The sequence below is a fragment of the Thermobaculum terrenum ATCC BAA-798 genome, from assembly GCF_000025005.1.
In the GTDB taxonomy this organism is placed as follows: Bacteria; Chloroflexota; Chloroflexia; order Thermobaculales; family Thermobaculaceae; genus Thermobaculum; species Thermobaculum terrenum.
Window position 1 is genome coordinate 1,207,604 of sequence record NC_013525.1, and the last position, 13,850, is coordinate 1,221,453.

11 protein-coding genes are annotated in these 13,850 nt (G+C 44.8%); 4 read left to right on the forward strand and 7 right to left on the reverse strand.

The genetic code is table 11. The features are described 5' to 3' along the window. Positions 1-151 precede the first annotated feature (151 nt). Genes TTER_RS05675 through TTER_RS05690 form a run of 4 tightly spaced genes read right to left on the reverse strand, consistent with a single transcriptional unit; the run spans position 152 to position 4,331 of the window. The gene (locus TTER_RS05675) at positions 152-1,147 is read right to left on the reverse strand and encodes a YVTN family beta-propeller repeat protein (protein WP_012875067.1); all 996 of its coding nucleotides are present in this window, start codon (positions 1,145-1,147) and stop codon (positions 152-154) included. Between the two features lie 4 nt (positions 1,148-1,151). Continuing rightward, positions 1,152-3,170: a FixH family protein gene (locus TTER_RS05680; protein WP_041424377.1), complete on the reverse strand. Its 2,019-nt coding sequence runs from the start codon at positions 3,168-3,170 to the stop codon at positions 1,152-1,154. A gap of 37 nt (positions 3,171-3,207) precedes the next feature. After that, positions 3,208-3,864 carry a hypothetical protein gene (locus TTER_RS05685; RefSeq protein WP_012875069.1) on the reverse strand — a complete coding sequence of 219 codons (657 nt, stop codon included), beginning with the start codon at positions 3,862-3,864 and terminating at the stop codon, positions 3,208-3,210. A gap of 38 nt (positions 3,865-3,902) precedes the next feature. Further along, a complete protein-coding gene (locus TTER_RS05690) occupies positions 3,903-4,331 on the reverse strand; it encodes a hypothetical protein (protein WP_012875070.1) in 429 nt (142 codons plus the stop codon). A 105-nt stretch (positions 4,332-4,436) separates the two neighbouring features. Between TTER_RS05690 and TTER_RS05695 the strand changes: the two genes are divergently transcribed. Genes TTER_RS05695 through TTER_RS05705 form a run of 3 tightly spaced genes read left to right on the forward strand, consistent with a single transcriptional unit; the run spans position 4,437 to position 6,809 of the window. Beyond that, entirely contained in the window at positions 4,437-5,045 is a 609-nt protein-coding gene (locus TTER_RS05695; protein WP_012875071.1) for a PadR family transcriptional regulator, read from the forward strand. A 2-nt stretch (positions 5,046-5,047) separates the two neighbouring features. Further along, positions 5,048-6,010: a daunorubicin resistance protein DrrA family ABC transporter ATP-binding protein gene (locus tag TTER_RS05700; RefSeq protein WP_012875072.1), complete on the forward strand. Its 963-nt coding sequence runs from the start codon at positions 5,048-5,050 to the stop codon at positions 6,008-6,010. A 25-nt stretch (positions 6,011-6,035) separates the two neighbouring features. Next, positions 6,036-6,809 carry an ABC transporter permease gene (locus TTER_RS05705; RefSeq protein WP_012875073.1) on the forward strand — a complete coding sequence of 258 codons (774 nt, stop codon included), beginning with the start codon at positions 6,036-6,038 and terminating at the stop codon, positions 6,807-6,809. Here the strand turns inward: TTER_RS05705 and TTER_RS05710 are convergent. Beyond that, a complete protein-coding gene (locus TTER_RS05710) occupies positions 6,804-9,254 on the reverse strand; it encodes a tetratricopeptide repeat protein (RefSeq protein WP_012875074.1) in 2,451 nt (816 codons plus the stop codon). The genes TTER_RS05705 and TTER_RS05710 overlap by 6 nt on opposite strands. 262 nt (positions 9,255-9,516) lie before the next feature. Here TTER_RS05710 and TTER_RS05715 point away from each other — a divergent pair, with 262 nt between their 5' ends. Then, the gene (locus tag TTER_RS05715) at positions 9,517-10,194 is read left to right on the forward strand and encodes a LuxR C-terminal-related transcriptional regulator (protein WP_012875075.1); all 678 of its coding nucleotides are present in this window, start codon (positions 9,517-9,519) and stop codon (positions 10,192-10,194) included. A gap of 73 nt (positions 10,195-10,267) precedes the next feature. Here the strand turns inward: TTER_RS05715 and TTER_RS05720 are convergent, their stop codons facing one another. Beyond that, positions 10,268-12,154 (reverse strand): glycoside hydrolase family 127 protein, encoded by a 1,887-nt coding sequence (locus TTER_RS05720; protein ID WP_012875076.1) that lies wholly within the window; start codon positions 12,152-12,154, stop codon positions 10,268-10,270. A 24-nt stretch (positions 12,155-12,178) separates the two neighbouring features. Next, positions 12,179-13,825: an alpha-amylase family protein gene (locus tag TTER_RS05725; protein ID WP_012875077.1), complete on the reverse strand. Its 1,647-nt coding sequence runs from the start codon at positions 13,823-13,825 to the stop codon at positions 12,179-12,181. Between the last annotated feature and the right edge of the window lie 25 nt (positions 13,826-13,850).

Genomic DNA, 13,850 nt, shown 5'->3' on the forward strand with positions numbered 1-13,850 from the left:
TTGCCTGAAATAAATACAAGCCCCTCAGGTGGCCTACTGGTGGAAGGGGAGATGAACCTAAGGGCTAGTGGCAGAGCCAAAGTCAAGATTAATATGGTAGTTGCTAGGACAGATAATCTGAAATACTTTGCCATTTTGGGAAGCTGAGTTTTTATTGCTTAACAGCTATGCCGTTTGGTTGTTCACCAACTTGTACTCTACCGATCACCCTGGATGAAGGTAGGTCTATTATCGATACCGACCCATCACCCATATTAGTCACCAGGGCTTTGTTGTCTATAGTAGCTATACCATGAGATCTAAGCCCTGTAGGTATCCTCTTTATCTCCTTCCAACTGCCGGTGTCTATGAACGACACATCTGAACTTCCGGCATTTGCTACCAGCAGTAACTTACCATCTTGCGACAAGGCCATCATAGATGGTTGTTGCCCTACTCTGACCAATGCTTCCGTTTTACCCTGACGTATGATTGATAAGGTGTTATCTAAGAGATTCGTGACTACCGCAGTATCATCTGAAGTAAACAATACTTCATAAGGATTTGTCCCTACTCTTATGTGCTTAGCTACCTTCTTGCTAATTGAGCTTAGGACTATTACCCTATTTTCCTCGGTGCTTGTTACATATACCTCTTTACCTTCTGGATTGACTTTAATGCCGTGAGGCGCTTTCCCTACTAAAATCGTCTTCAACAGCTTCCTAGAGCTGCAGTCTACTATAGCTACTCCGTTAGATGCGCCTAGTGATACATAGGCGATCTGTCCGTCCTCTGAAAAGCTAATGTCATCTGAAGACGCTCCTACATCTACCTTTCCAATATAACTATGGTCTGTGATGTCAAAAATCTGCACGTAATCCGCACCATACAGAGTAACCCATAACTCATTGCTTTTGGGCCTTATCGCCAAATGGTGAGGCTGCGCTCCAGTCTTGATTACATCGATCCTCTTTTGGAGAGCTATATCTATCACGCTTATAGTGTTGGATGCGCTATCTGCGGTATAGGCTCTCCCCTCAGGACTGGATGTTTGGGCAGCTTGAGGATTACCACCAAATTGATTACCTTTTCCAACGCAAGCAATGAATATTAGGCTTAGTGCTATAAATATTAGGCACTTAGCTATCAGCTTTATTTTTGTGAACATATCTCTATTGTTGCCTCGTGTGTACTAGCAGCTTTATTTGGTATGTATTTACATGTCGCCCTGGAATAGAAACTTGAATCTCGGCTATCCATTCTCCAGCCATAGGCATTTCAACATCACCAGTTATAAACACTCCTGGACTTTGTCGACTGGTAAATACATCCAGAAAATGTCCGTGTGCCGGCATCAGGAATGCCATCTTGATCTGGGCGTTGGCTACAGGAGCTCCGGACCTGCTATTGCGTACTGTTATCCTAAAGCGGTTTGTTTCCCCCAGATATACCCATCTAGGCTCGGTTTCAAGAGATACTGTTATACCATCTTGTGTGATAACCCGTATTGGATCAATTGGTACTAGGAAAGTGCTGTTTGCATCTGCCTTACCTGGTATATGCGCTACTATCTGAACTTGCCAGTCCCCAGCTATCCCGAAGTAGGGGCCGTAAAGAGTGTAATGACCATTCCCGATATTTCTAGCCTTGGCCTCACTTTGAGATATGCCCTCGGCAGGGTTGCTAAATCTAACTAGTACCTCACTAGCATTTGAAACAGGTAAACCACCGTTACTGAGCTCTACATCTATACTGTTAGTAACACCTGCAAAAGCTGGATCTACGCTGAGTGCTATTGTTGCCGAATCGGCTTTGGCCTCTGCATAGAAGGCTGCATTCGGTCTTTGACCAGAAACAGGCGGTGAGAACGTTGTCAAGACTCCGGTAGTCATTAGTATAACTATGATAATTAGCGCTTCTACCCGGGTAGATAATAGTAGTTGTCGAGTGTTTATTGGAAACCACGGGAGTCTTTTTATCGCTTGTTGTAGTCTCTTGCTCCTCATATACAGGTTTCCTGCTGCTATCATCAAGGCTGGTACTAGGAGCACAGCCTTGCTTAGTACTAATAATCCGTAGATAGTTCCGGTCAACGCATTCAAATAACGTACATGTATGAAAGCTGAATAGATACCAGTCGCTGCCAAAACTGCCACACACGTTATGGCTATTTTCGAGAAGGCAGGTAGTATCTGGTATACAGCTTGTCCATCCTCAGTTAGCTTCACTGCCCTAGATAACAGCAAGATAAAGCTGAGTAACCCCCCTACCCATATAGCCATCGCAGTAAGGTGAAGATAGTCATTGATAAGGGATGATATAGATGATGCACTATGGCTGATGAGTGATGTAGTAAGTAATACTCCTAAGTTGGTGAACACAGCTATCCATGAGGAGTATTCTTTGTTTGGCACAAGCGTTAATATAGATGCTCCTAGAACTACTAGTATCAGTCGTATCAGCCATATTAGTCCTAGCCTCGTATCTAGAATGTTGCCCATGCCGTACAGGTTGCCTTCTCCAGAAGCCCATACCTCTAATGGCCATATCATTAGGCTAACTAAGAGAAGCGCAAATATGGATAACCTGACTATTCGATCGACGGGCACTGATAGACGCTTCCTGCTATTTAGATTGCTGACATGATTTACGACTCCTAGCAGGAAGATCAAGCCTCCTAGCGTAAGCGCCATGAAAAGGAAGTTGAGAAACCTCACTATGGTCGACGCAAATACAAACTTGAAACTAGTATTAGGTTGCTGTGATGTGTTTTCCTGCTTGGGGATACTGTTGGTGCCTATGCCGAAGACGAAAGAACCTGATATTCCGTGTCCATCCACCTTGGATACATTTGACCACTCTACTGTGATTACTCCGTTGGCTTTTTCCTTTAATCCTACGCTCGCTGATAATCCATTCTCCTCTATTCTAAGGTCCCCCTTATCAACTCTTTGGCCAGATGAGTCGTAGAGTTTAATCGAGGTTAGTTTAGGTTCAACAGGCTCTGCAAACCATAATCTTACTCTACTCGGCGCTGATCTAAGGGATGCATATGCAGGAGGATCCGATCTTTCCAGGGAAGCATGAGCCTCTACAGTTTTAGAGTGCAGAATTAGGGGCAAAGTTAGCGTTATTAGGAATATGAATACTATGAATTTTCGCATTGCAAGCTCCTTAGTAGGAGGTGGCAACTGCCACCTCCTACTAGCGACCATAATCGTCCAGTTTTTAGATCTTGCTATATCTCCTTCTACCGGCCAGTGCGACTAACCCGACTGCTAGACCGATAGCACCAATTACTACTCCTGCCACACCTAGGATCCTGGATTGATTTGCTGTAGACCTAGCTTGCTCTAACTCTGAGCTGATTTGTTCTGGGCTACCGGTCTTGATCGGGAACTGTATGGCAGTAACATCTTCTACTGGACTAAATCTATTTGGACCACTTTCAAATGTTTCGTCTATATTTTGTCCGTTGATTGATCCTGTGAAGTGAAACTTATAATCCCCAGCTACAGTTGGTATGAAGTTCCCGACATAGACACCTGGCTGATTCCATGCAGGGCTCAGGGGCACTTGCATGCGGCTATTACCTTGAATAACCTCGGCCTTTAAAGTCTTTTCAAGACCCTTTACAGGCTTGCCGGTCTCTTCGTGCTCATCGGATTCTTGATTATTAGATTGATCTCCCTGATTTTTAGCTTCAGTTACCTGTATCCAGATACCATTTGGCTCTCCTACATAGGCGGGCTCGTTCTGAAAACCCACAACTAACTCATATTTCCCTACCTGCCGGTGTTCATGTGCTCCAGCAACTCCTGACATAAATAGAACTATTAGGAGAATAGATGCAAATACCCTGAGGGTTAGCATTACACGTGACATGATTAAATCCTCCTAAGTTTTATCTAGATTACGTACTTTCAAGCTCTAAGGGCGTTCCTAGGAGGATCATGATCAGGTATGACATGATTCTGAGTAGGTGCTATTTGTTTACCAGCCGACAGGGGATATTTGCCTTTATCTTTTGGTAAGTCTGAGTAAATTATATGAGCTGATAGATTATCCCCTGTGAAGACAACGCTACTAAGTATCGACTTTACCTGTTGTTCGGGAATATACAGATTGCTTATTGAATCATCAGAGAGGCTATGGTGATTTAGTTCTTGCACATGATGGTGCATGAATCGACCTTCAGCTATAGCCTGATCATGTAGCTTAGCTTGTTCCAGGGTTGCATGCCCTCCCAACTGCCAGACCATGTTAATAGCCGGCACCATAAAGCTAATCAATAGGATTAGCAGCGCGTGCGTAGCTATTCTTACATATTGTGAGGATGCTAGCATGAGCATATATTCTCGTAAAAGTGTATCTGTCTCTTTCCGAAAACTCAAACAAGCCCTTGACACGATATATACGCTGTAGTATATTCGTATACGAATATGGGAGCAGAAAAATTGATTTCCAATCCATTAGGTCTAGCTGTCTTAGGGGTGCTATTGGTCCGTCCTATGCATCCGTATGACATTGCTTCTACCCTGAGAGATTGGCATAAGCACGAAAGCATCAAGATACGTTATGGCTCACTCTACACAGTTGTAGATAAGTTGCACTCTCTTGGGTTCATAGAACCTGTCGAGAAAGAGAGAGAAGGTAACAGACCAGAGCGTACTATCTATGCAATCACTAATGCTGGGAAGAGCTACTTCTACTCTTGGCTGGAAGATCTCTTGGCCAACCCCGTCAAGGAATACACACAATTGGGTGCCGGACTGTCATTTATAGCTACATTGTCACCTGAGAAGGCATTAGGACTCATTGCGAAGCGCATAGACCGACTCAGAGATATAGTCCGGGCAATGAAAACCCAAGAGAGGGTACTAAGAAAACAAGGATTGGAGAGGTTATTCATACTGGAGCTAGAGTACGAGATTGTTCTGAAGGAAGCTGAACTTAATTGGTTAGAAGGAATATATAAAGACATAAAGGAGGGCAAGCTTGAGGGAATAGGCGCATGGAGGTCTTGGCACAGACAATCGCTAGTACGTGATAGGGAGGGTAAGTAGCCATGGAGGCTATTGTAGCTGAACATCTAAAGAAGACTTATAGGAACGGGGTGCAGGCAATCAAAGGAGTATCCTTCTATGTGAAACAGGGGGAAATATTTGGCCTGTTGGGACCTAATGGCGCTGGTAAGAGTACTACAGTCAGGATACTAGCTACTTTGACCAAGCCTGACTCTGGTAAAGCATTAGTGGCTGGCCATGATGTGGTGCTAGAGCCACAACGGGTTAGAAGCAAGATAGGGTATGTTGCTCAGTCATCCGGGGTAGACAAGTACGCGACTGGTAGAGAGAATCTGATGCTACAGGGTCATCTGCAGAGAGTCCCCAAATCTCAATTAAAGCATAGGGTCAACGAACTACTTGAATGGGTTGGCCTGTCAGAGGCTGCTGATAGACTTGTACAAACTTACTCAGGGGGTATGAAGCGGCGACTTGATATAGCTATGGGATTAGTACATAACCCCAGCGTGCTTTTCCTGGATGAGCCTACTACTGGTCTTGATCCTGAAACTAGATCCGCATTGTGGCAGGACTTACTGAGGTTGAAGAGGGAGCAAAACATATCTGTGTTATTGACAACTCACTACCTGGATGAGGCGGATTATCTCTGTGATAGATTGGCCATAGTTGATCACGGAGTAGTTGTAGCAGAGGGATCTCCGTCTGATCTGAAAGCTGGTATTCGTGGAGATAGAGTAACTCTGGAAGTTGATGGACATGTGGATGAAGCTAACGAACGTCTCAAGCTGCTGCCACAGGTTATAGATGTCATTGTCACTGATGATGCCTTAGTTGCCAGGGTAGAGAATGGAGCTACTGCTATCCCTGCCATAATAACTGCTCTCGAAGGATCAGGAATTTCGGTAAGATCTGTAGCTTTAAGCAGACCGTCTCTAGATGATGTTTATCTTTATCATACTGGCCACCGTTTCGTTGCAGAAGGGTCACTGGAAGACGTGGCATGATCAAATCCCTTTAGGAGATTCGGCTATGAAGAACTTTATAAATGATACCTTCCGTCTACTCATTAGACATGTGATGACCACTTTACGCATTCCAATATGGATTTTTGTAACCCTTGTCCAACCCATAGTATGGCTGACTCTATACGGTCAACTCTTTAGAAGAGTAGTAGAGCTCCCGGGGTTTGGTAGCTCTTCATATATCCAGTTTCTCACTCCAGGCGTGGTGATCATGACATCAATGTTCGGTTCTGCCTGGGCAGGCATGGGTATAATCCAGGATCTCAATGATGGGGTCATGGACAGGCTTTTGGCTACTCCAGTAAGTAGGGGAGCATTAATCACAGCTCGTGTCCTACACTCTGCTATTACGGTGCTTTTCCAAGGCATGATTATATTGCTTGTAGGATTTCTACTTGGAGCCAGATTCCCAGGAGGTTTCTTGGGAGTGTTGGCATTGATCGTGTTGGGTGGATTACTTGCTTCAGGACTATCGGCTCTCTCGAATGGTATAGCGCTACTTACTAAGAGGGAAGAGACGCTTATAGCAGTGATAAACTTCTTTGGCTTACCCCTAACTTTCTTGTCAACCGCCTTTATGTCTGCTGCTCTAATGCCAAGCTGGATAAGAAATATAGCTAAGTTGAACCCAGTTAACTGGGCAGTTGACGGGGCTAGAGATGCTCTTATGGGCGCCAACTGGGATGGTGTTTGGGGTAGAGCTCTACTTTTGCTTGTCTTTTCGCTGATATGTGGAATATTTGCCACGAGATCATTCAGCTTATACCGCAGATCATCATGAGTTCAGCCATTCTAGACACTTATCAATCTCTTTTTCCCAGTAAATAGCATGCTTGATATCTCTGGAGTTACCTAATTCGAATGACTCCAGAGATATCGACTCTAAAACATATCTTTTGTGTCTCTCTTTCTCTATAGGGGGTAGCTCATATCCTATAGATCTACGCAGGTATTCAGCCGTGCTTGCTATATCGGCACCGATGGTAATCTCGCCCCTCGTGATGGTAAGTTGGGCGGCAGTCTCAATGCAATATGCAATATCCAGTTTGTTCCCAAGCTCAAGCAGCGTCTGAAGAGCTCTGGATAAATGGACCTTGGCTTCGATAGATTTATCTACTGCCATATAACAACAAGCCAAGTTTGTGAGTGCAATTGCCAAATCTCTTTTGTCTCCCAATTCTTCCAGTAACCTGATACTCTCGAGCAGACTGTCAATCGCGGGTTTTATCTCTCCCTTTTCTAGGTATATTCTGCCCAAGTTGCTGAGGGATAGTGCCGTGCACCACGAGTCTCTGTTGGTCCTGCTCATGACTAGACTATCGGCACACATTGCTTCTGCAGTATCAAGTTTGCCCTTGAGTAGGGCTATGTATCCATAGTTATTCAATGCTACAGCTATTTGTCTGGGATCACCCAACTGCTTACGAATCTCTAAGCTACGGCTGAATAAATCTTCTGCTTTATCAAGCTCACCTCTCATCCAGGCTAGCGTTCCGAGGGCATGAAGAAGATGAGATATACCTTCCTTATTTTGAGTTGACTCAAATATTTGTAAACTCTGCTGGTAATACTTGTCCGCAGAATTATAGTCACCTTGTCCATGTGCAAGTACTCCTAGGCCATGCAGAGCCTCAGCTTTAATCTCGTCTCGAGCATTATCTGCAGCCCTCAAAGCTGCATCCAACCAACGACTGCCCTCTAAGAGGTAACCTCTTATTTGCCAGAAACGCCAAAGGTTAGCAGCTAATGTCAGTGCTGTTTCTGGTGATTTGTCCGTTGCCCAAGAGAGGGCGCTTCTCAAGTTGCCTATTTCCTCATCTAGGACCTTCACCCAATATTCCTGATTTATTCCCGCTTCAAGCTCGTACCTAGCCCTAACAGATAAATCGTAGAAATACGTTAAGTGCCTTTGACACAGCAGTTCACGTTCACCATATTCTTCAAGCTTCAGGCGGGCATACTCATGAATAGTCTCCAACATGTAGAACCTTGGCTGACCTGAGAAGCTCTCATCTCTACGAAGTAGACTTTGCTGAACTAGCGATTCAATCATATCTACTATTGGTTCGTTGAACTCATCTTCGCTCAGTAAACAAATCCGCTCTATGGATTCCAGGGATCTACCGCCAGTGAACACGCTTAGACGCGCAAATAACTTGCGCTCACTTGGACTAAGTAGTTCGTAGCTCCAATCAATTGTGTTCTTTAGTGCCTGATGTCTAGGGGGAGAATCTTGAGCTCCCTTTGTAAGTACTTTCATGGGCTCGCGTAGTCTCTCAAGAAGAGCTGACGGGGTCAAGACATTTATTCTGGATGCTGCTAATTCTATAGCTAGGGGCAAACCATCTACCCTGCGACATATCTCAACTATGGTAGATGCGTTGTTGTCGTTTAACTGGAAGTTAGGAATTATAGCATTAGCTCGCTGGACGAATAAGTTGACGCTCTCATATTTCATCGCCTCTGAAGATGTGATGTTCGGAGACGAAGGTAGAGTCATTGGAGGTATGGAATAGATATTCTCACCATAAATTTGTAGAGGAGCTCTGCTAGTGACTATGACCTTCAAGTTCGGGGCATTGGCAATAAGATCAGCAACAAAGGACGCTTTAGATACAAGATGCTCAAAGTTATCCAAGACCATAAGTAGTCTTTTGTTCTGTATGAACCCAACGATATTGCTAAGCACGTTAGTAGAGATGCTCTCGTCCACTTCTAGGGTTCTGGCTATCACGTGCGGTACCAATTCTGGGTCCATTACTGGAGCTAGAGGCACTAAATATATCCCCTCCAAAAGCGTATCATCTAAGCGCTTAACTAACTCCATTGCCATGCGGGTCTTGCCAGTACCGCCCGGACCTGTTAGTGTCAATAATCTTACATAGGGCTTTTGAAGGATATCTATGATATCCTTTATTTCTTTTTCTCGACCTACAAAGGGCGTCAGGGAGATGGGCATCAGCCGCCCTATTAGTACTTTCTGCCCAGTATATCTATGAGCCCTTGCGGACTGCTCAAACCTAGCTTTTTCTTCCTCTGTAAGATTCAATGCCTGAGCTAGAAGTTCTATAGTGTCGCGCCTGGGAGTTAGCTTAATACCTCGCTCCAGGTCACTTATGGCTCTCACACTAAGGTTTGACTTCTCTGCTAGCTCTTCCTGTGTAAGCTTATTCCTTATTCGGAAGCTTCTAAGGAGGCTCCCGAAGGGTTCTGGCTCGGATTCCATAACTTGTTACTTCTCCCCGCCTTATGCATCCGTTACGAAGGAAAATGTTATCGGCCGATAAACATAGAATAACAGTTAATCTCCGCATCTGCTAGAGAATGTTCCAGTATTTGTGTGGGAAAAAGTGTTGGTAATTGTGTGTGTGATGTCAAGGCAAATTCATGGTAAAAGATTTCTTGTTGAATCAAACTATTTTTGGCCTTGGATATCTCATGTTCTAAGAGGTGTGCGATTACACATTGCTACCGCTTTGGGAGGAGAAATGTCACGTACTAAGGTTATGCTCTTTGATACTCATACACTTTTTCGGCAATGCTTGAGAAATATGCTCATGATGGAAGATTTTGATGTTGTTGAAGAGCTAGATGACATAAATATGCTGGTTGAGCGGGTAATTGCTGTTAGGCCTGATCTACTCTTGATGGATGTATCCGAAGCTAGGTTGAGATCTACATCTATTATAGAGAGCATTAGCTCAAAAGCTCCGGAAGTTAGGATAGTGGTATTGGCTGAGGATAAGGATATACTGCTTGTTTTCGATGCCCTGAGAGTAGGAGCTAGGGGGTATATTACTAAAGAGGTCGACTATGCTAGGTTCATATATGTTCTAAGAAGAGTAATACATGGAGAGATCACCTTTACACCTGATCTAGCCCGTAAGCTGGTTAGTGAATTAACAACCAGGTATTCTTCTAAGAACGAACCTTTTGCCTTACTGACGTCTCGAGAAAGGGAGATATTGTCATTACTAGTGCACGGTGTCAGCTCAACGCGCGATCTGGCTGAAAAACTTGGAGTGACTGAGCATACCGTAAAATTTCACTTCAGGAATATACTGAGCAAACTACACCTCAAAAATCGAGCTCAAGTAGCAGCCTACGCCGCAAGATACAACGCCGTAGCCGAAACTGACAACGAGTTCGTTGGATTAGTATCTTAGCAGCTTTAGGAGTCTACTTCACTCCAAGAAGTCTTTAATATGGATTTCTATATGAAATAGTTATAACCGTATACTAGATTCTATTTAGCCAGACAGACATTCGGCTCTTTCCTCTATTGTTCCACAGGAAGTAGGGAATTAATACGCACTCTTGTGGAACAACGTCATACTTATAAATCTCTCTAGAGTAGAGCGTCTGAGGCTGTATCAGGTGTCTCTGCATACTCTGAATATGTAGGGCTCTAACACCTTGAAAATAACTGTGAGGGAAATCTGCGACCTGAGCATTTTCTGGTATCAACACATCTCGGGGGTCTAAGCCCTTGTTGTCGACGTCTTCAAAACAGAACACTATTGGACCTCTCGTAAAAACTACCTTCTGGACATCCTCATCCACATATGGATGTGCATACATCCTTTGGGGGGAGAGGTCCAACCTGAGTGTGAGCAAATCTCCTGCATTCCAATGCCTTTCTATAGTAAAGTAATTTCCTCCAGCTGCTTGTAGGTGCTCATTATTGGGCAAAGTTATCTCTGAACTCTGGCTCCATGAGGGTATCCTCAGATTCAAAGTACAGTGCATATTAGTTAGTATCTTTATTCTGATTTCATCCTCCCAAGGGTAGTTTGTTTCCACGGCAAATTCTAGTTCGTCTTCACCTTCAATCTGCACACGGTTAATGCTTGGTACGTATTGGTGTATCCAAACTGCCTTATTGGCTGTCGAGTACAAGTAACCTGGTAACGAAGCTATAAGTCTAGCTATATTGGGAGGACAACAAGCACATTCGAACCATTCAGATCTAGTGTGTAGAGCATAGTAATCTGCCAATGGGTTCTCGTAGAAGTATTTATCTCCACTTTGAGCTATACTTGGCAACACTGCATTGTATAGGGTATGTTCTATTAGATCAGCATATTTGGGGTCCCCTTCAAGTAGCAGTAGTCTCCAGTTCCACATGATGCTTGCAATAGCTGCGCAGGTTTCACAGTACGCTCTAGCATTAGGTAGCTCATATGGTGATCCGAAGGATTCACCTTCGTAACGGGAGCCTAATCCCCCTGTCACGTACATTTTGCGGGTGGTCATGTCTTTCCATAAAGCATGCAGCGATTGCCTAATCCCTTCATCATGCTGCTCCAATTCTATGTCGGTAGATCCGCAGTTAAGATAAAGAGCTCGAACTGCATGTCCAACTATCTCCCTCATCTCCCTGAAAGGTTTGTGGTCTTGATGATACTCTGATCCCATATGACCATAAGCGCTACCCAATATTCCGTGACCGCGTACATCCACGAAATATTTGGCCTGCTCTAGGTAACGATTGTTTCCAGTGGTTCTATAAAGCTCAACGAGCGCCATCTCGATTTCAGGGTGCCCATCGGTACCATCTCTTCCATGCTTAGATGAAGGCCCGAAAGTATCACAAAGATGGTCAGCAAACCTGAGAGCAACGTCTAATAAGGTTGTCTTTCCTGTAGCGCGGTAGTGAGCCACTGCTGCTTGTATGAGGTGCCCTCCGCAATACATCTCATGCAAGTCGAAGTTTGTCCATCTCTGATCTGCGCGCTCTAGCGAAAAGTAGGTGTTTATATAACCATCTGCCCATTGGGCTCCTGCTACATCTTCTATTACTCGATCCAGCAATGAGTCCAGGTCGGGATCATAGTCGTATGCCAGGGACCAACTTACCGCTTCCATCCACTTGTATACGTCCGAATCATTGTAATATCTGCCCTGGAACGGCACATCCTTTTTGCCAGCTACCCTTCTAAAGTTATCCAATCTTCCGGTGGCTTCTATCTGCTCATATTGCGTTGTGATAGTAACTGTCTTGGTGACCTTTAGTTTTTCTTGCCAAAAGCCCTGTTGAAGTTTCGTGCTATCTATTGGTACAGGTCGGAGCTTGGCGTGCTGGCTATTGGAGGTATCAACTACGACCTTACTTATCTTATCCATGAGGTTCCCCTTCCATAATTATTTCTATTCGTCAGGCCATGGAGCCATCCCTAGGGCCGCCTTACATATCTGGGCTACCAGTCCGGAGTACTTCTCTAGAGTGTCATCGGCTATAGTTAGGCAAGGTATATGACCGAAAGCTGGTTGCTTATATACAGAAGGGTAGAAACCTCCCTCGTGTACGCCAGTACTGCCTGTGCCTGGCGCGCCCTGCGCTAAGTGCCCCAGAGCCCTCGAGTATCTTGTAAGTAGTTCATGAAATCTATAACCTCTGTGTATTCCCAGCCAACTTTGGTTCACTGGGAACAGAGCTAGTAACGCATCGTACCAACCCTCTCCAGCTACCAATAAGTTGGGAAATCGTGCTCTCAGGGACTCAACTAATTGCTTATATCCTTCGTAAAGGTTGTACCTTGGATCGTTGAACCAGCATCCTGAGGTGTCCAGAAATACTCCGTCCACTTCAAATTTTTCTACTGTCTGGGATATTTGTTGCAAAAGGTGTTCTCGGAACATTGGCTCTCCAGGATTGAGGAATACTTGATCGTCCTCACCGAATCGATCTGTATCCCAATCAGGAGCATTTATCAGTCTTACTACACGGCCGGTCCTGTTGAGGAAAGCGGCCTCTTGCCAACGCTCATAAAGTTGTGCGTTGGCACCGTTGGCTCCAAACATGGGCATTATTTTCACTCCCAGCTGATGAGCCTTAGAGACGAGCCTTGCGAACTCCCTTTCACCGCCTAGGTCCTCCCCAGGAGAATAATAAGGATACTGGAAATAATACCGTCCTTCCCAGCCGGGAATGTAGCACAGAACGCTTTCCCCAGGGATGTGCTTAGTTATCTCCTCCAGCGCTTTTGCCATCTTTGGGAAAGTGTTGAATACGTATCCGGTCCAATGCTGACCATGAAGGTTGACCACTAGCTTAATATCGTGCATCCATTTAGGTACATCTTGTCTGATCTCCCACCTCTGTAGACCATACGCTTCTTCCAAGAAACTCAGATGCGACTCGAAATCTTCCGTGATTTCATCGAAACCGTTAGCGATTCTCATCCTTATTTCTGGCGTAGAAAAGTAGCTATCCCATCTACGCGCGTCTTCCTCGCATATCACTTCAACCTCTGGATAGTCTAGGTATGGAGGTCTGTGTACGTAGAAACGCTTGGCTCGGACTTCAGAATCCCTAACGCTGATACAAATTGCTTTGCTATATTCTCCGACACATGCCCAGGGTGTTAGCCACTCTGGCCACGGGTATCTCCATCGAATAGGCATATCTGTTGAAGACTTCTGCGCTTCGCCTGGTGGCGATGTTGGATGCCAAAAACCAGCCTTCAGAGCTTCTTCTGGAAGGTTATGCAGCAATAGTTTCACGGCTTTTACTGGTTCTTGGTGCCATACCTCTATTGACCATGAGTATGCGCCGTCCTGCAGACAAACACTAGCGTTTACACTGCCTTTGGATCTTTGTTGTTGACCAGCCCAACTAAGTTCATGACACTCAATCCTTGTTGAGTTTGGTGCTTTATGCAGCCTGATCCTATCTGGTGCGAGGGCATAAAGGTTGCGAGTGGTAAATACTTGGATCCCCCACCTGATATCGGCGTTGTCTGGCAGAGGGAATAGGGGATCCCTTGGGTTGTAGCTAAGGTTGTTCACATACATGAGTTCATTTCCTAAATCGTTCTAT

Excerpts from the sequence above, each read along its gene's own strand:
- TTER_RS05675 (WP_012875067.1), bottom strand. The coding sequence starts at position 1,147 with ATGTTCACAAAAATAAAGCTGATAGCTAAGTGCCTAATATTTATAGCA.
- TTER_RS05685 (WP_012875069.1), bottom strand. The coding sequence starts at position 3,864 with ATGTCACGTGTAATGCTAACCCTCAGGGTATTTGCATCTATTCTCCTA.
- TTER_RS05690 (WP_012875070.1), bottom strand. The coding sequence starts at position 4,331 with ATGCTCATGCTAGCATCCTCACAATATGTAAGAATAGCTACGCACGCG.
- TTER_RS05700 (WP_012875072.1), top strand. The coding sequence starts at position 5,048 with ATGGAGGCTATTGTAGCTGAACATCTAAAGAAGACTTATAGGAACGGG.
- TTER_RS05705 (WP_012875073.1), top strand. The coding sequence starts at position 6,036 with ATGAAGAACTTTATAAATGATACCTTCCGTCTACTCATTAGACATGTG.
- TTER_RS05710 (WP_012875074.1), bottom strand. The coding sequence starts at position 9,254 with ATGGAATCCGAGCCAGAACCCTTCGGGAGCCTCCTTAGAAGCTTCCGA.
- TTER_RS05715 (WP_012875075.1), top strand. The coding sequence starts at position 9,517 with ATGTCACGTACTAAGGTTATGCTCTTTGATACTCATACACTTTTTCGG.
- TTER_RS05720 (WP_012875076.1), bottom strand. The coding sequence starts at position 12,154 with ATGGATAAGATAAGTAAGGTCGTAGTTGATACCTCCAATAGCCAGCAC.
- TTER_RS05725 (WP_012875077.1), bottom strand. The coding sequence starts at position 13,825 with ATGTATGTGAACAACCTTAGCTACAACCCAAGGGATCCCCTATTCCCT.